Source organism: Kordia sp., from assembly GCF_045105435.1.
GTDB lineage: Bacteria > Bacteroidota > Bacteroidia > Flavobacteriales > Flavobacteriaceae > Kordia.
The window spans coordinates 16,113-34,211 of record NZ_JBGCDL010000263.1; the positions used below are offsets into that span (position 1 = coordinate 16,113).

An 18,099-nucleotide genomic window follows, 5' to 3' on the forward strand; every position below is an offset into this window, starting at 1 on the left:
CACAACAAATTACAAGTCCGTCAATTATGGCGGACTTTTTTATTATTTTTTTGGAACGAATGCATACAAACACACCACAACATACATATCAAAAAAGTAAAAATTCGTATCTTTATTGAAACCGATTAAATACTACCAATAGTATGAATTTTAAAACTACGTTAAGCTATTTCTGCCTTTTCTGTTGTTGCTTCTCAAATGCACAATTGTTAGATGATGTCGCCAATGATTCGTTGGTACGAATACCAGAATATCTTGCTTCTGAAAGACTTAAAGAGAACATTTACATTCACACTGATAAAGATATTTATGAAGCCGGAGAAGATTTATGGTTTAAAGCGTATCTATTAAATGGCACAGATTTAAAACTATCTACCGATACAAAAATTATTTTCGCAGCATTGATTAATGAAAAAGATGATTATATCATTTTACGAGAAAAGTATGAAGCGTCGAATGGTTTTGCACACGGACATTTGTTTTTAAGTGAAACCTTAGAAGTAGGTTCGTATCGATTGGTAATTCACACTAAAAACACATTAGAAAGCACAACAAATACGATATTAGCAGTGAAACGTTTTCAACTAAAAGAAAGCATCATTCCAAGTATTTTGATGGATACTGAATTTTCAAAGAGAATATATGCGCGAAACGAAGCTGTAAACGCAACAATTGCCGTTTTTTCAAGAAGTAGAGTTCCGTTTAGAAACACAACTGTAGTTGCACAATTGTATACTGGAAAAAAGCGATTGGCGCGTACTAGAGTAAAAACGGATATTAATGGTGAAGTTGCACTAAATTTTCCCGCAGAAAAAAGTGAAAAGGCTGATTTTATAACACTTCGCGTAAGGCATGAAGGAAAAGAAGTGAATCATCGTATTGAAATTCCGTTTAAAAATATTGGCGATATTCAATTTGGCATGTATCCAGAAGGTGGAAGTTTGGTAGAAAATTTACCCAGTCATGTAGCTTTTAAAGCGGTAGACGCAAATGGCAGACCTGTACAGGTAAAAGGAGATTTGTATGAGAATGGAAAAAAAATTTCTTCATTTTCTGCAAAACATGCTGGAATGGGCATGTTTGATATTACACCAAAAACGAATCAAAAGTATACGGTACAATTGACCTCTCCAAAAATAGAGCGGATTTTTGAGTTGCCAACAATTCTGCCCGAAGGTATTACGTTAAAAGTTGATCGAAGCAATGAAAAATTTGCACATTTTAGCGTATTCCGATCTAAAAATATTCCGCCAAAGAAAGTGTACATACGAGCACAAAATCGCGGACTCGTCTATTGGATGGCGACAGCTTCTTTGGAAAAAGAACGCATTCGATTTAAGTTGCCAATGGACAAATTTCCACAAGGAATTGCAGAAGTAACTGTATTTGACGAGAATTATCAACCATTAGCAGAACGCCTTATTTATACTAATATTGATAAAAAACTGACACTTACATTAAAAGAGATTTCTCGAAGTTCGTTCGTTCAAAAAGACAAAGTAACGATGAAATTTGAAGTCAAAGATGAAAATGAAAATCCTGCGGTGGCAAATTTTAGTATGAGTGTACACGATCATTTGTATGCTGATACAGCTAATGATTACGGCATGATGTCACATTATTACCTGTTTTCAGAATTGAAAGGTCATGTGTATGATGCAAATTATTATTTTAATCCAAAAAATAAAAACAGCGCCAAACACCTTGATTTGTTGATGCTGACACAAGGTTGGCGAAATTATGTTTGGAACAAAAAACAACTTCCTTTTAGCGAGAAGAAAATAACATTTAATACGGTTATAAAAGGAAAAGTATTTACACGATTGGAAAATAAAAGGCTTTTACGTGCTCCAAATAAAGCTATTAAAGTTGCGTATCCGACAGTGGTAAATGCAGTTCAGGTAGATAGTCTAGGGAATTTTGAGCTGCCTATTTTTGCTTACAATTTGTCCAAAGGTGCTGCAATGATCCTATTTCCGTTCGAGAATAATAAAAATACCATTATTGAAGTGTATGATCCGTTTGTAAAAATTGATAAAATTACAAAAGATCAATTGCAATTTTTTCCAGCGAATGATATTCCGTTGTATACAAAAAAGCAATCTTCGTATAATTCAAAATTTAGTTTTACAGAAACAAATTATTTAGAGGAAGTGAATCTTTCTACTTTCAATAGACGCAAAAGAAAACTTGGTGCTTATGGCAGATTTATTCCAAATTCAGACGATTATGTGTGCTTTCAGTTTAACATTTTAAACTGCGTCAATCATCCTTCAGGACCAAAACCTGTAGATGGCGAAACATATAGACTTAATGATGGTAGGACAATAGTATATGATTCTAACAGTGAAAGTAAAAATCAAAATAACGAACGTTTTGTAAAAATTCGCGGTATGTATCCTGAAAAAGAATTTTACAGTCCTGTGTACGATACAAAAGAAGAAAAAATGTTTCCTGACAATCGGAAAACCTTGTTTTGGGCACCAAATTTAATTTCGAATGAAAAGGGAGAAATTACAGTTACTTTTTATACATCTGATGTGCAAACTACCTTTTTAGGAAAGATAGAAGGCACTAATGGAAATGGATTGTTAGGCACTCATTTATTTCAGTTTGATGTGCATTGAGTTACTCTTCAATTTTAAACTGCATGTCACTTTTTTTAGTAGCTTCTTGTTCAAATTCGGCGGCAAGTTTATCACGTTGAAAAGAATGGAAACGCTTCCGCTGATAGTTTAAATAGCCAATATCATCTTGTGCAATTTTGTCAAACTTTGATTCAGAAAGCTTGAATGTATGTCGCTCATTTGTATCTAAATCTTCAAACGTAACTTTAAATACATTATAATGGTCTTCACTTCCTTTACGTGCTTGCACGCGTTTATCCACTACTTTTACAGGAATTTCTAGCACAGGAGCTTTGCTATTGAGTAATTTTTCATTGATACTTTTAAAAATCACACTAACTGTACCTACAACAATGACAATGACCATGATGGTAAAAAGCATATCAAATTGAGAATCGTTCATAAAAAATTATTTTTTAGTTATTGAAAAATATACAAATCACTTTGTAAGACATGCATTACTTTAAAACGTTACACGCAAATTTAAAAAATTTAAAATGGCGCTTCAACCGCAACAGTCGTTTCTGAAGCACTTGGCACGCGACCAAGCAACTTTTCTCTCCAATTATTCCATTTGTATTTTTTAGCCAGAATGATCAAAATGATTGGATATGCAATTAAAATCGGAACTAAAATACTCGCAAATGAAATGCTGCTTTCTTGAGAAGTATACCTAAATAAAGAATCGGTTTGTAACGCAGAATAATCTGCCGTAACCAATGTTGCTGCTAAAAAATTGTTTGCAAAATGAAATCCTAAAGCCAATTCTAATCCTTCATCCATCAAGGTGATAATTCCTAAAAACAAACCTGTTCCAATGTAAAAAATCATTGTAATTCCGCCCATTTCAGCTACTTCAGGATTTGCCGAATGCATTAAACCAAATAATACCGAAGTTGCTAGTAACGGAAACCATCTGTTTTTTGCGATAATTCCGATTTGCTGCATAAAATATCCTCTAAAAAGATATTCTTCAAAGCCAATTTGAAACGGAAAAAGAATCAAACACAATACAATTAAAATGATGAATTTTACAGGTTTAAAATCAAATGTAACCATTCCTGGATACAGGTAACATTCTACTCCGAAAGCAATAATTCCTAATAAAAATACCAATCCGAACGAAAAGGCAATTCGTTTTAAATCAATTTTACTGCGCGCTGTTGTCAGCGATACCAAACTTCGCCTGTGCAAATAAAGCACCAAGCCAAAAAGCATCAACAGTAAAAAAACAAAGAACGATAGGTTAAGTGCAAACATAAAATTGTTACTCTCTATACTTTTGGCAGCTTCTTCCGCTTGTTTTATAGCATCTACATCGCCAAAAAACACATAAATGATGTTTGCAACAAAAATTGCAAGTGTCAATATGGTTGTCATAATAACTTTCCAAGTAGCGTTATCTCCTTTGTAAGCTTGTTGTATAAACATATTTTAAGTGTTTTTTATGTATGGAACATTCCACATCAAATTAGTATCATAATGCAATGCTCCATTTTGTATGATGAGTGGCGAATTGAAATTATTAGTATATAAACCGCCAGTTCCTAAACCTTGTGGCAACTTACTTTGCAATGTATGCGTCCATTGTGCAATGGCATTGAGACCTATATTACTTTCCAGCGCACTGGTAATCCACCAATCAATATTTTGTTTGGCTGCTAATGAAATCCATTCGTTACTTCCGGCATAACCACCAACCAAACTAGGCTTTAAGATAATGAATTGTGGCTGAATGGTTTCTAGGACTTTTTTCTTGTCAGATGGATGAAAAACACCGATCAATTCTTCATCAAGTGCAATTGGCAATGGTGTGACTTCGCAAAGTTGTGCCATTTCTTGTAATTGTCCTTGTTTGATAGGTTGTTCAATAGAATGCAAATCCAATTCGGACAAGCGTTTTAGTTTTTCCAACGCATTTTTTGGTGTAAATCCTCCATTGGCATCTACGCGTAATTCTATATCGTTTACAGAATATTCTTTGCGAATATTTTGCAATAGTTTGATTTCAGTTTCAAAATCAATCGCGCCAATTTTCATTTTTATACACGAAAAACCTGCTGCGAGTTTGTCTTTTATTTGCGATTTCATAAACGTTTCGTCGCCCATCCAAATTAAACCATTGATATCAATTGCTTCTTTTCCTTCCGTAAATTCGGATGGATGCAATAAAAAAGGTGTTGTTGCATTTAAAGATCGAAACGCTTGTTCTACACCAAACTGAATTGACGGAAACGCTATTAATTCTTGTAACAAAGCTTCTTCTCCTAATTGAATATTGTCGCATGTCCAACGTAACTTTTTTTCATATTCGGGCACATCATCAATACTCAAACTTCGTAAAATTCCGCACTCTCCTATTCCTTGTTTGTCTTCTGAAACGATCTGAATAAACCAAGTTTCTTTTTGTTTCAATATCCCGCGCGATGTTCCACTTGGACGTTTAAAATCTAAAATATGTTTGTGATAGGTTGCTTTCATGCTAGTATGCTGGTATTTTGGTAGGTTCGTATCGCATTGTGGTATTTTTTACCGTCTGAGTGATAACATTTTTATAATGGATTCGAGTTGACTTAAAAGACTTTCTGAATCTTTTAGTTTTATAAAACTCAAATCTGTTGCAATGAGTAATTGTGTTTCTATTTGATATACTGAACCTATTGCTATTTCTAAAAATCGATAGAAATCCTTATTAGATCTTCTTGAAGCTCCTTCTGCAATATTAGAAGCAATTGAGGTACTTGCAGGTCTTAATTGACTTATCAATCCGAATTTTTCATAATCTGGAAAGTCAGCGGTAACTTCATAAATAGATTTACAAAATATCCTACTCGATTTCCACACTTCTAATTCTTTAAATCGATGCATATTAAATTTTAATAACTAATTTTTAAATCATTATAAATAATAGCCTTAGATACTACTAAAATACCAATATACTAATATACAAACATCCCAAAACTACACTTTCAAAGTGCCACCAATTTCAAGTAGAATCAATTCTTTCTTTTCGTTTGAAAATTTTTGTTTTGCTTCATCATGATCAATTGTTATTGGAGGAAAAGAATCGTAATGATAGCCCAATACTTTATTACATGCTACAAAATCACTTGCTAACACTGCATCTTCTACGCCCATTGTAAACGTATCACCGATAGGCAAAATAGCCAAATCGAGTTTTGTTTGAAGCGGAATGAGTTTCATATCGTACGTCAACGCAGTATCTCCGGCAATATAAATTGATTTTCCTTTAACTGTTAACACAAATCCTCCTGGTTGTCCACCATACGAACCATCTGGAAATGAAGATGTATGAATAGCATTTACATATTTAGCCGAAAACGCCTGTGTTTTATACGTTCCGCCATGATTCATACCAAATGTATTAAACTTTTTATTGCTGTAATGTGCAGCTATTTCATAATTAGAAATAATCATTGCGCCATTATTTTTAGCAATTTTTTCCACATCTAAAATATGATCTTGATGTGCATGAGTGACCAAAATATAATCTGCGTCCAATTCGTCTACATCAATAGCAGCTGCGAGTGGATTTCCACTGATAAACGGATCAACAATAATGCTGATTTCGTCAAATTCTATGTGTAATGATGCGTGTCCTAAATAGGTTATTGTCATAATAATAATTAGTTTTTTAAATGTGTAAAATTTTATAAATCGCTTTGTTTTTACAAGCGTTTCAAGAGTTATAAAGTTTCTATTAGTTCTACCTTATCTTCTGTATTTTCAATTAAAAATAGCAAATAGTAGTGCATACAAAAAAGTACTCAAGGCAACTTTTTTAAGTTCTGGGTCCAATTCTTTGAGAATGATATTTTTTCCAACCACAATCATATTCATCACCAAAGGAATGAAAGCAATTAGAAATATATAACTTTCATAAGAACTATTTTTATTAAAGTTCACATAGATTAAAGAACACGTTAAAGCACCTAAAATGAGCGCATAATGATATAATTTCGCATTCTGACTTCCCATTTTTACAACTAAGGTGTTTTTTCCGTGTGCTTTATCTTTGATACGATCGCGCATATTATTCAAATTTAATACGGCTGCACTTAACAATCCGATCGCAGTTGCAGGCAAAAAAATCTCAAAATTCAATGATTTTGTATATAAAAAATAACTTCCTACGACACTTAACCATCCAAAGAAAAGAAATACAAAAATATCGCCCAAACCCGAATATCCATACGCACTTTTACCAACTGTATACTTCACAGCAGCAATAATAGCGGTAATTCCTAAGAATAAAAACAGAATAGAATAGCTAAAATTTTCGCTCCCAAAAGCAACATAAATTACCGAAATAGCAAGTAAAAGTGTAATAATTGCCGTAATAATCATGGCGTTTTTCATTTGGGTTGGCGAAATAATTCCCGAAGCAACCATGCGCTGTTCTCCTTCCCTATCATCGTCTGTACCACGAATTCCATCGCCATAATCATTGGCAAAGTTTGATAACACCTGAAAACCAATCGTCGTTAAAATACATAACCAAAAAAGTACCGATTTCCAAACTGGAGGACAACCAAAACAACAACTAAAATAGTCTGTAAGATATAATTTACTGTAAGTATTCCCCAACGAACAACCAACTATAATTCCAGAAATGGACAAAGGTAAAGTTCGTAATCGGGCAGCAGCAAGCCATGGTTTTATCATGTACACTAAGTTTTGGTAAATATACGCTTTTATAAAAATAATGAAAAAGACCTTGAGCGGTTTTTAATCATAATATTCTATTAAATTTTATGCGCAATTCCTAGTTTTACTTACATTGCAAGAAGTTTTATCTTTTAATTTATGCAATTAGCTTTTCGCATCTTTTTACTATGTATTTCAGTCCATTTTGTGCACGCGCAAGAAACGGAAGTTTGGAATACCTATCAAGCCAAACAAGAAAAAGGCGTGAGTTCTACAAATTTGCGAATGGATTTGATTGAAAAAGCGCCAATTAACGGATATGATTTTCTTTTTTATGTGAAGATTAAGTACAGAGTCACGAAAGAAAGTGATTTTCCCATTGGGAATAAATTGAAAAAATTGTACGCCATTAAAAATGCGATTTCTGAAAAAATGAAATCTGTTTCTGATAGCAAATATGTAGGTTCATTTATGTTTGATGGAAGTCGTTTTGAATATTACTATGTGAAAGATGCTTCCGATATTGAACGCCATATTGATAAATTATTTCGAAATAAGTTTCGCGGAGAAAAATATGAAGTCTATGTAAAATCTGATCCTGCGTGGGATTTGTACATCAATTTTTTATATCCGAATGATGAAATTAGAAACTTTATGTCGAATCGCGATACAGTAGTTCAACTCAAAAATATCGGAGATGATGTAACTAAACCCAGAAAAATAGAGCATTTCGCAACATTTTCTAGTATCAATGAAATGAATTTATTTGCAGATGCCGTAGAAAAACTTTCGTATACGATTGATTATAAAAAGAAAGTCAAAAATGATAAATTTCCACACGAAGTAAAATTCTACAGAGACAATTCGGTGACGTTAGATAATACAATGAAATTCACAACTGAACTCATCAATCTTGCCAAAGAAATGAATGGAAACTATGATGGTTGGGAAACGTTTGTGGTTAAGAAAAAACAGTAGTTTTTTAGACTTGCTTTGCTTTTAGAAATGTTGAATGTTAGATTTTAAATGTTGAATTGCTTCGACTCAAGAAACTCAATTCTTCAAACCAGATAACATCACTTCGAGTGAATCGACATTTGAAACGTTACAATACTCAATACTAATGACTCACTTCTAACTATCAAAATCGAATTCCAACGCCCATATTTACAGTGTGAATGTTCTCATTATAGCGATTTCCAGACGTATTTCCATCCAAATCTAACTTTATAAAATCGGCAGAAACCTCAACAAAAAATGTATCCGAAAGATCATAAGCTGCGCCAAATCCCCAATTGATTCCACTTTGCGAATCTGTAAAACGATCGCCATTTGGCTGAATTATAGGATCAGGACTTCCAAAACTGAAATTAGTATTTCCTGTATTCAAAGAAGTTGAAAATATACTGTAACCTAATGAAACATACGGTTTTAATTGCGGCAAACTTTTCAGGTTGAATTCACCAATAAGTTTTGGTTTCAACACAAAAGCGCCACCATTGACATCATCTACAAAATTATAATTAAAATAATCTACCGAAAATGCCAGTTTTGGAGAAATCAAATCTGTATCTGCAAATTGATATCTAAAGTCTAAACCAACAACACCATCGTAGGCAAATACCATAAAATTATCACCTGTAGAAAGCGGATAATGCAATCCTATTTCAAATTTTCGATCTGTATTTTGTCCAATTCCCATGTAAAAACATAGTAAAAACAGACTAACGATTAGTTTTTTCATTTTTATGATTGATTTATAGGTTACTAACGATATTCTGATAGAATTATTTGAAAGCCGCTAGTTTTCAGTCGAAATTTTCAGTTTTCTTTACCTTATGAGATGCTGAATCAAGTTCAGCATGACGTAAAGGAGAATATTTAGTTTCTATTAGACTATTCACGTAAGATATAAATTCCTGCGTAGACAGAAATAGCTGCTCAATACTAACAACTCAATTCTCAATACTACTTAAAATCACGGAATCCACTTTTTATCAAAGTTTGGCTTGCGTTTTTCCAAGAATGCATCGCGTCCTTCTTTGGCTTCTTCGGTCATATAGGCTAAACGAGTGGCTTCACCAGCAAATACTTGTTGTCCAACCAATCCGTCATCCGTTAAATTCATGGCAAATTTCAACATTTTAATCGACATTGGTGATTTCGCCAAAATTTCTTGCGCCCATTCAAACGCAGTATTTTCCAATTCGTCATGCGGAATTACGGCATTTACCATGCCCATTTCATAGGCTTCTTGTGCAGAATAGTTTCTACCTAAGAAAAAGATTTCTCGTGCTTTCTTCTGTCCAACCATTTTTGCTAAATACGCCGAACCATATCCTGCATCAAAACTCGTTACATCAGCATCTGTTTGCTTAAAAATAGCGTGTTCTTTACTCGCCAACGTTAAATCGCAAACCACATGCAAACTATGTCCGCCACCAACTGCCCAACCTGGCACTACACATATCACGGCTTTTGGCATGAAACGAATTAAACGTTGTACTTCTAAAATATTTAATCTGTGATAACCATCTTGTCCAACATATCCTTGATGTCCGCGTGCTTTTTGATCGCCGCCACTACAAAAAGAATACACACCATCTTTAGACGATGGACCTTCCGCAGACAGTAAAACGACTCCAATATGTATATCTTCGTGCGCATCTCTAAAAGCATCTAACAATTCGCTTGTAGTATGCGGACGAAATGCATTTCGCACATCAGGTCTGTTAAAAGCAATTCTGGCAACGCCATCCGCTTTCTTATACGTAATATCGTCGTACTCTTTTACCGTTTTCCAGTCTGGATTACTCATATTTTTAGTATTTTGCGTAAAAATAATTCATTTTACACAGTTTTCAAGGATTTCTTTATTCAAATTCTTGTAATTTAAAACGATCATTTTCCATGAAAAAAATACTTTTATCCGCTTTTTTAGTCTGTTTTACGCTTTCTACTTTTGCACAAGATTATGAATTTAAAACAACTGTAGATTTAGAAGCAACTCCCGTAATAAGTCAAGGACGCACAGGAACGTGTTGGAGTTTTTCGGCTTCTTCTTTTTTAGAATCTGAAATCATACGATTGACAGGAAAACAGATTGATATTTCGGAAATGTTTAATGTACGAAACACCTATCCTACAAAAGCTTGGAATTATGTGATGCGACAAGGAAAAGCACAATTTAGCGAAGGCGGATTGGCGCATGATGTTATGAATGCGGTAAAAGCAAACGGATTGGTTCCTAACAGCGCATATACAGGTTTACAAGCGTTGCAAAGCAATCACAATCATGCGGAAATGGTTTCGGTTTTAAAAGCAATGTTAAATGCATACATTAAAAATCCTGGAAAAAAATTATCTAAAAACTGGAAACCTGCTATAGAAAGTGTGTTGGATATTTATTTAGGAAAACGAACTGAATCTTTTAAGTTTGAAGGAAAAACATATACGCCACAATCATTTTTGGCAATGACAAAGCTAAATCCGGATGATTATGTAACGATTACTTCTTTTACACATCAACCGTATTATGAATCGTTTGTTTTAAATATTCCTGATAACTTTTCTAACGGAAGTTTTTACAATGTTACTTTAGATGAATTGGTTGCAGCTACTAAAAATGCTTTGAAAACTGGTTATACTGTTGAGTTGGATTGCGATGTGTCGGAAGCTTCATTTTCTGCAAAATATGCAGTAGCAACGATTCCTGAAAAAATGATTAAAGATAGAAAGAGTTTTACAGGAAAAATGCTCAAAGAAAAAACAATTACAGCTAATTATCGTCAAGATGAATTTGAAAATTACACCACTACAGACGATCATTTAATGCACATTACAGGAATAGCTACTGACCAAAACGGAAATGAATATTTTCGTGTAAAAAACTCATGGGGAAGTAATACTGAACGCATTCCAAATGATGGACATGTACACATGAGTGAAGCTTTTTTTAAACTGAAAACAATCTCTGTAATGGTTCATAAAGATGCACTTCCAAAAGCATTGCGTAAAAAATTAGGACTGTAACATTCATGGTTTGTTTCATACATATAATTGCATGAAGCAACAAAAAAGAATACAATTTAAACAAGGTTTATCCATCGCTATTATTGGAAAACTCCAATTTTGGATCGGTATTTTATTGGGTGTTTTTAACGCTGTTGTTTTCTATCTTTTTATTTTTTATTTGTTAGATTTTATGAATCTATTCAACATTTCCATGGATGGAGATTTGCCATTACAAACAAAAGACAGATCCTTTTTTGAAACACCTTTTTTAGCAGCAACGTCATTTAGTTTGGGAGTTACAATGATGATTCGTCATTGGTTTATGCAACCAACATTTCGTTATCAGCGTTCTTGTAAAAATATATCACTTCGAATATCGAATTATTCGCTATTCATATTTTATTTAGTATTATATGCAGCGATAGTTTACATTCGTTTTTTTGTATTTGGTAAAACTTTTACGGAAGCAGATAGACCTATAAATTACACAAGTCTCTTCTTTACAATTCCTTTGTATTTATTCTTTGTTGCTTGGACAGAAGTTTCTCGACATTTCGTTGCTAAGAAGTGGATTATAAGTACTTTTTTGATTGGTACACTTACAGTATTTCTTTTTACAATAACGAACATCAAGCCTACTAAATTTTCAGAAAAAACTTTTAACATTATACATGCTGAAGAATTTGAATATGTAGATACTGAACTGAAAAAAGCTACAGAAAAATACAATATCCATTTTTCGGAAGAAACTATAAATGCTCTAAAAGAATTTCGTTCAAAAAGAGCTTTTGAGTTGCTAGAGAAAGTCCGATTGGCTTTTAAGGCAGATAAAAAAGTTTCGTTAGACACCATTATTCTTGAAAAAATACTGATTCACAATTTCAAAGGATATTACAAAGGCAGAAGAGATTCATATACTTATATTTTCCCTTTTCAAGCATACGAGCAATTGAGAAAAGTAGCTCCGAAATCTGATGAAGCGACAGAATTGATCTTTATTTTGGAAGAGTTTTATAAGTTAAGTAAACTTAAAACTGAAGACTGGATTAGTGATAATAATAGTTTTCTGTATCACAATAGAATGAGTATTTTAGAATATCAATTCCATGATTACAATCCGCATGAATATTACAAGATGTATGATCAAGTTTTCTTCCTTTTACCAAACATTCAAAAATTAAAAATATACGATCATCCGCTTTTTAATAAAGAAATTCCTTTTCCGCCATCAATTCCAATATTTGAAAAAAATGTATTGGAGAAATTTCCCGAATTCACACATCAAACAAAATAATCTGCTGTTTGGTATCATTTTTGTGACTCAAACAATCATTAACATCATCAGTCAACAAAAAACCGATTTCACATGAAAACCACGTATCTAATTAGCTGTTTAGCAATGCTTTTAGCCTTTAGCAGTTGCAGTATTGACGAAGACGATCCACAGTTTGATCTTACAGAAAGTCTTGTTGCGTACTATCCGCTTGACGGAAATACAGACGATTTAAGTGCTTATAAAGTAAGCGCACACAGAAAAGGTGTACGCACTACAGCTGACCGTTTTGGCAACGCTGATTTAGCCTATAAATTTGATGGTATTAACGATCATATTCGCATTCCTGCGAATGAACATTTAAACTTCAGCGACGAGTTTACGATTAATTTGTGGGTAAAAACTAACGCTTCTCATTTACAACAAGTATTGTATAAAAATGTTTCAGATTCTCAAAAAACAAAAGCTGCTTACGGAATTTCTATTGGATATTCTCCATTAGAAGATGAAGAAGTTGTAACGAATGACATCGTTTTTACAATTGCACCATACGGAATTATGCATGAGTTGCGAAAGTTTGATTATGAGAAAGATACTTGGTATATGATTACTTGCTCGTTAAAAGGAGATACGATGTATTTGTACATTAACGGAAAACCTACGTTGATGAAATATATTAAAGGAGAAATTTCTACAACTACCTTACCATTATTAATTGGAAATGATGGATCTGGAGAAAATCCGTTTAGCGGAAGTATCGATGATATTCGAATTTATAGCAAAGCAAAATCAACAGAGTTTGTATCGTTTTTATACGAGCAATAAACTGACTATTATATATTTAAAAAATGCGCGTTTGTACAACGCGCATTTTTTTATGTCAAATTTAAAGCATCATAATTCCGTTGCATTCAATTCATAAACCACAGGTTATACTGTTTTTTTTAAATGATTTACCATTGTAAGTTTGGGTTATTATGAATTTAAAAAATGCATTATGAAAAAACAAATTAAAAAGTTGAACTTACGTAAAAACGTAATTGGAAACCTAGCAAACGTATCAGGAGGAAGACCACCTAAAACATGGAGGTATTGTGATGGTCCATCTGGCGACGGTGACGACGGAACAAGTGGTTACACATCATTTTGCTCAGTAATTGCATGCTAAAAAAAGAAAGGCGAGTTTTTCAACTCGCCTTATTTATATATTTACATTTTAATTATTTTATCTGAAGTAACATTAAAATATTATTTCAATTCAATTCCATCAGATTTGATAATAATTTGCTCTTGCTTGTACAAACTTCCAATCGCTTTCTTAAAGCTCTTTTTACTCATTTTTAAGCGATTTTTAATTTCTTCGGGATCACTTTTATCATGTAAAGGTAAACTTCCTCCATTTTGTTGTAAAGCATCCAACACTACTTGCGCAGACGGCTCAATATTCTTATAACCAATATGTTGTAAAGAAATATCTATTTTATTATCATCTCTTATTTTTGAAATAACACCTTTCAGTTTTGCACCAAGTTTCAACTCTTTGTAAATTTCATCTTGGTATACCAAACCTTTGTGTTTTTGATTGATAATCATTTCAACACCTAAATCGGTAAAACGAGACACCATTAAATCAACTTCCTCAAAACGTTCTACAGTTAATTCTTCGTTACTCAAAAACTTATTTGTCTTACTTGAACCAACCAAACGGTTTGTTTCTTCATCCAAATAACAATACACAACATACCATTTTCCCTCAACCATATCACGCGCTTGCTCTTTAAACGGAACAAACAAATCTTTTTCCAATCCCCAATCTAAAAAAGCACCATAATCACTCAATGCAGTTACTTGAAGTAAGCCGAATTCATTGACTTTCATATACGGTTTTAGCGTCGTAGTAACGGGACGTTCGTGACTATCTAAATAAGCAAAAACACTCAGTTTGTCTCCTATTTCAAAAGAAGTTGGAATGTATTTATTTGGCAACAAAATTTCATTTCCTTCATCATCGCCCAAGAAAAGTCCTGGTGGCGTTTCTCGTAAAATTTCTAATGTATTAAGTTGTCCTAAGTGAATCATATTGGTAAATTTCGGTCAAAGGTACGTTTTATCTAATGTTTTACAATAAAAAAACGCCATCGTGACAAAGATGGCGTTTTCGAAAGGGATTTTAATAATAGTATTAAAATACAATCTTATTTGTTGTAGATTGCTTCTTTTCCGAAATGAACTGTTAATAAGTAATATACAACAGCTCTATATTTTGATCTGTTAGAACGACCGTACTTTTCCATAACTGCGTCAATGGCTTTGTCTAGATCTGCGCTATCAGCTAATCCTAATTTTTTGATTAAGAAATTGTTTTTTACGGTTGCTAATTCTGTCTCGTCTGATCCTGAAACAGTTGCTGCATCTTTGTTATAAATTGCAGGTCCACATCCGATAGTTACTTTTGTTAATAAATCCATATCTGGAGTAACTCCACATTTGTCTTTTAAATCAGCAACGTACTTTGTAATTAGCTCGTCTCTCTTGCTCATAATTGTCTTAATTTTTAATTGTAAAAGTTGATTAATAATATCTGTACAAAAATATAGTGTTATGCTATATTTTAACTTTTTGAAAAATTCTTATCATTTATTTTCGTTGAAAAACTTAAAATAATCGATTAACGCACCATCATTTTCAATTCGAGGCGTAAAAATCTCTAAAATCTTAGGTTTTTCACTTTCTTTATAAAACGTTTGCAATTCAGTTTGAAGCGAAATTTTATCAGAAGCTGTACTATATTCAAACTGATACATCGCTGCCAATTGTTTCGCCGTGTGCGGATGAATGGTTTCAAAATACGTATCAAAATTCTCCGTATTTTTATTTCCTGGAAGAATTCTAAAAATTCCGCCTCCGCTATTATTTACCAGCATAATACGAAAATTTTTCGGAATATAGTTGTTCCATAACGCATTACTATCGTAAAAGAAACTCAAATCGCCTGTAATTAAAACCGTTTGCTTTTCTGCAATGACAGCAGTTCCAATCGCTGTAGATGTACTTCCATCAATTCCGCTGGTTCCTCTGTTGCAAAACAATTCAATACTTGCATCAATTTCAAACAATTGCGCATAACGAACCGTTGAACTATTACCTAAATGCAAAATAATTGAACTCGGCAATGTTCCTAAAATTGCTTCAAAAGCTTTTAAATCTGTAAAGTTAATTTGCTTTAAATAGATTTCATGCTTTTCTTCACGCTCTTGTTTTATAGCATTCCAAAACGATTTATACGAACTTTTAACAGTATTTGCCTGTTCAAAAAACAACTCAAAAAAGTGATTCGGATTCATCTTAAAGAAATGTTCCAAACAAAAAAACGTGTCAAATACGCTATTTTCATGTATATGCCAGTGATGTTTTGGTTGACGCTTCCGCAGAATTGCCTTAATTTTCTTAGAAACAATCATTCCGCCCAAAGTCAATAATACTTCTGGCTGAAATTTTTCCAACATGGCTTCACTCTTTTCAATAGGCAAAATCATTTGATCAATCTTATTAAAAAAGGTGTCATCACGCAAATTAGAAGTCGTTTCTGTAAAAACCAATACAGACGGATCATTCGCTAAAATTTCTAAATATTTCTTCGCAATTGTATTTGGTGGCAATGTACCAACCAACACCATTTTTCGTGTGGAATTACTCCAAATTGAAGCGACATTCGCTATTTCTTGCTGTGCAATCGCATTGTTTACAACAAGTTCATCTACTTTCGGAAACACCGTTTGCTCCGTTTGCATATCATACAAAGGTTCATCAAATGGCGCATTAATATGTACAGGTCCATTTTTTTCAACAGCTGTATTCAATGCCAAATTGATTTCTTTTTCGTTATATGCTTGGATATTTTTTTGCAGTTCGCGCTCCATTTCTGGAGAAAGTTGATGCGTTTCTGCTAAAATTGTGGTTTTATGGGTAATATCTTGCTTTAAATTCGCCTCATAATTAATATGACTTTTAAACACATGTTTCTGTCGAATCGTTTGTCCATCACCAACATCAATCAAATATTCGGGTCTGTCTGCCGAAATCACAACCACAGGAACATTGCTGTAATACGCTTCCGCAATTGCGGGATAATAATTTAAAACTGCCGAACCTGACGTACAAATCACTGCCACAGGTTTGCCCAATTGTTGCGCCATTCCTAAAGCGAAAAAAGCGGCACAGCGTTCGTCAACAATACTATATGTATGTATCGTTGATTGCTGCGAAAAACTTAACGTTAACGGCGCATTTCGCGATCCTGGGGAAATCACAACATGGTGGATACCTTTGGCAATACAAAGCGAAACTAATGTTTGTGCTAGTGGGATTTTTGAGTACATCATTCGAAAAGTAAAAATACGACTTTCAACGCATTTTTTATAATACTCGCTTCATTATTTGCGATTTGGCAACTGTTTCTTGCCACTCCGACTCAGGATCAGAATCTTTAGTGATTCCGCCACCAATATAAAGAATTCGTTTTGTGTCAGTTAACTCCATACAACGCAGATTTACGTACAACTCTGAATATGTTCTAACGGTTCTGTACGCACTGTTTTCTTGGTTTTTACGATTTCGGTTTCTTGCCGTTTCTTCTTTCACATTCAATTCGCCCAAATAGCCTGTGTAAAAGGTGCGATCGTAATTTTCTTCCTGTAAAATAAACGATTTTGCCGCTGCTGTCGGGAATCCGCAAATAGCTGGTGTTGGATGTAATGTGGTAATAATATCGCCAATATTTACTTGTGAAGTCATTCTTCCCGAAATTATAGAACATAAATGCACCAAACTGCCTGCTTGCTGGGTTTTAGCTTCACTTACCGACAAATTGGTTGTGCATTTTTTTAAACGATCTGCAATATAATCTGTGACAATTTGCTGTTCTTCAATTTCTTTTTGATTCCAAGCAACTGTTGTATTTTCTTCAAATTTCCGAGTTCCCGCCAAGGACATGGTAACAATTGTATTTCCGTTGGCTTTGATTAAAGTTTCTGGAGTTGCACCTGCCCACATTCCTACTTTCGGATGGTACCACAAATACACAAACGCCGTTGGATACTTCTCGCGCAAGCGTTCAAATAGTATAATTGGAGCTACTGTTGAATCAATTTCTTCTTTGCGTGAAAGAACTATTTTTTCAATTTCAGAGTTCCGAATTGACTCTACTCCTTTTTTGACCAATTGCAAGTGTTTTTTTTCCGCTTCCGCAGATGGTTTCATAGACGCGTTAGCCGTTTCATTTGCACCAAACTTGCTCAAAGAACCTAAATGCACCTCATCAAAAGGAATCAGAATTGTTCTTTTTGTATCATCGAAAGGTGCAAAAACAAAGCCGCTTTCCGTAAAATTTGAAACGGTATGCAATTCGTTAGTATGCTGAAAAACCAGTTTTACAGCTGTAGCTTTTGGGCTTCTGTATGCAACAAAAGGAAGTTGTTTTTGATACTGTGCTGATAGCTTTGCTAACATATTTTTTTG

18 protein-coding genes are annotated in these 18,099 nt (G+C 33.6%); 6 read left to right on the top strand and 12 right to left on the bottom strand.

Translation table 11 applies throughout. The annotated features are described in order from the left end of the window. Window positions 1-143 precede the first annotated feature (143 nt). Window positions 144-2,627, top strand: a complete 2,484-nt coding sequence (locus AB8B65_RS13420; RefSeq protein ID WP_405301615.1) for a hypothetical protein — start codon at window positions 144-146, stop codon at window positions 2,625-2,627. Between the two features lies 1 nt (window position 2,628). On the opposite strand, the gene AB8B65_RS13425 is transcribed toward AB8B65_RS13420, so the two are convergent. The 6 genes from AB8B65_RS13425 to menA all read right to left on the bottom strand — a co-directional run bounded on the left by AB8B65_RS13425 (window position 2,629) and on the right by menA (window position 7,313). Then, window positions 2,629-3,030, bottom strand: coding sequence for a DUF2500 domain-containing protein (locus AB8B65_RS13425; RefSeq protein ID WP_405301616.1), 402 nt, complete (start codon window positions 3,028-3,030; stop codon window positions 2,629-2,631). 89 nt (window positions 3,031-3,119) lie between these two features. After that, entirely contained in the window at window positions 3,120-4,058 is a 939-nt protein-coding gene (locus tag AB8B65_RS13430; protein WP_405301617.1) for a CPBP family intramembrane glutamic endopeptidase, read from the bottom strand. Window positions 4,059-4,061: 3 nt separating this feature from the next. Next, window positions 4,062-5,108: an o-succinylbenzoate synthase gene (locus AB8B65_RS13435; protein WP_405301618.1), complete on the bottom strand. Its 1,047-nt coding sequence runs from the start codon at window positions 5,106-5,108 to the stop codon at window positions 4,062-4,064. Between the two features lie 48 nt (window positions 5,109-5,156). Then, window positions 5,157-5,495, bottom strand: a complete 339-nt coding sequence (locus AB8B65_RS13440) for a four helix bundle protein (RefSeq protein WP_405301619.1) — start codon at window positions 5,493-5,495, stop codon at window positions 5,157-5,159. 93 nt (window positions 5,496-5,588) lie between these two features. Next, the gene (locus AB8B65_RS13445; protein WP_405301620.1) at window positions 5,589-6,266 is read right to left on the bottom strand and encodes a metal-dependent hydrolase; all 678 of its coding nucleotides are present in this window, start codon (window positions 6,264-6,266) and stop codon (window positions 5,589-5,591) included. A gap of 108 nt (window positions 6,267-6,374) precedes the next feature. After that, on the bottom strand, window positions 6,375-7,313 hold the full coding sequence (gene menA / locus AB8B65_RS13450; RefSeq protein WP_405301621.1) for a 1,4-dihydroxy-2-naphthoate octaprenyltransferase: 939 nt from the start codon (window positions 7,311-7,313) through the stop codon (window positions 6,375-6,377). A 141-nt stretch (window positions 7,314-7,454) separates the two neighbouring features. Here menA and AB8B65_RS13455 point away from each other — a divergent pair, with 141 nt between their 5' ends. Next, the gene (locus AB8B65_RS13455) at window positions 7,455-8,273 is read left to right on the top strand and encodes a DUF695 domain-containing protein (protein WP_405301622.1); all 819 of its coding nucleotides are present in this window, start codon (window positions 7,455-7,457) and stop codon (window positions 8,271-8,273) included. Between the two features lie 163 nt (window positions 8,274-8,436). Here the strand turns inward: AB8B65_RS13455 and AB8B65_RS13460 are convergent, their stop codons facing one another. Further along, window positions 8,437-9,039, bottom strand: coding sequence for an outer membrane protein (locus tag AB8B65_RS13460; RefSeq protein ID WP_405301624.1), 603 nt, complete (start codon window positions 9,037-9,039; stop codon window positions 8,437-8,439). A 234-nt stretch (window positions 9,040-9,273) separates the two neighbouring features. Then, a complete protein-coding gene (locus AB8B65_RS13465) occupies window positions 9,274-10,113 on the bottom strand; it encodes a 1,4-dihydroxy-2-naphthoyl-CoA synthase (protein WP_405301625.1) in 840 nt (279 codons plus the stop codon). A 92-nt stretch (window positions 10,114-10,205) separates the two neighbouring features. Between AB8B65_RS13465 and AB8B65_RS13470 the strand changes: the two genes are divergently transcribed. The 4 genes from AB8B65_RS13470 (at window position 10,206) to AB8B65_RS13485 (ending at window position 13,750) form a co-directional block, all read left to right on the top strand. Continuing rightward, window positions 10,206-11,327 carry a C1 family peptidase gene (locus AB8B65_RS13470; RefSeq protein ID WP_405301626.1) on the top strand — a complete coding sequence of 374 codons (1,122 nt, stop codon included), beginning with the start codon at window positions 10,206-10,208 and terminating at the stop codon, window positions 11,325-11,327. A 31-nt stretch (window positions 11,328-11,358) separates the two neighbouring features. After that, the gene (locus AB8B65_RS13475) at window positions 11,359-12,603 is read left to right on the top strand and encodes a hypothetical protein (RefSeq protein WP_405301627.1); all 1,245 of its coding nucleotides are present in this window, start codon (window positions 11,359-11,361) and stop codon (window positions 12,601-12,603) included. Window positions 12,604-12,675: 72 nt separating this feature from the next. After that, window positions 12,676-13,407: a LamG domain-containing protein gene (locus tag AB8B65_RS13480; RefSeq protein WP_405301628.1), complete on the top strand. Its 732-nt coding sequence runs from the start codon at window positions 12,676-12,678 to the stop codon at window positions 13,405-13,407. A gap of 172 nt (window positions 13,408-13,579) precedes the next feature. After that, window positions 13,580-13,750, top strand: coding sequence for a hypothetical protein (locus AB8B65_RS13485; protein ID WP_405301630.1), 171 nt, complete (start codon window positions 13,580-13,582; stop codon window positions 13,748-13,750). 80 nt (window positions 13,751-13,830) lie between these two features. Here AB8B65_RS13485 and AB8B65_RS13490 read toward each other — a convergent pair whose 3' ends face one another. The 4 genes from AB8B65_RS13490 to AB8B65_RS13505 all read right to left on the bottom strand — a co-directional run bounded on the left by AB8B65_RS13490 (window position 13,831) and on the right by AB8B65_RS13505 (window position 18,090). Next, a complete protein-coding gene (locus AB8B65_RS13490; protein ID WP_405301631.1) occupies window positions 13,831-14,661 on the bottom strand; it encodes a S1 RNA-binding domain-containing protein in 831 nt (276 codons plus the stop codon). A 116-nt stretch (window positions 14,662-14,777) separates the two neighbouring features. After that, entirely contained in the window at window positions 14,778-15,122 is a 345-nt protein-coding gene (locus AB8B65_RS13495) for a DUF2853 family protein (protein ID WP_405301632.1), read from the bottom strand. A gap of 93 nt (window positions 15,123-15,215) precedes the next feature. Next, window positions 15,216-16,964, bottom strand: a complete 1,749-nt coding sequence (gene menD, locus AB8B65_RS13500) for a 2-succinyl-5-enolpyruvyl-6-hydroxy-3-cyclohexene-1-carboxylic-acid synthase (protein ID WP_405301633.1) — start codon at window positions 16,962-16,964, stop codon at window positions 15,216-15,218. A 34-nt stretch (window positions 16,965-16,998) separates the two neighbouring features. Then, window positions 16,999-18,090 carry a chorismate-binding protein gene (locus AB8B65_RS13505; RefSeq protein ID WP_405301635.1) on the bottom strand — a complete coding sequence of 364 codons (1,092 nt, stop codon included), beginning with the start codon at window positions 18,088-18,090 and terminating at the stop codon, window positions 16,999-17,001. Between the last annotated feature and the right edge of the window lie 9 nt (window positions 18,091-18,099).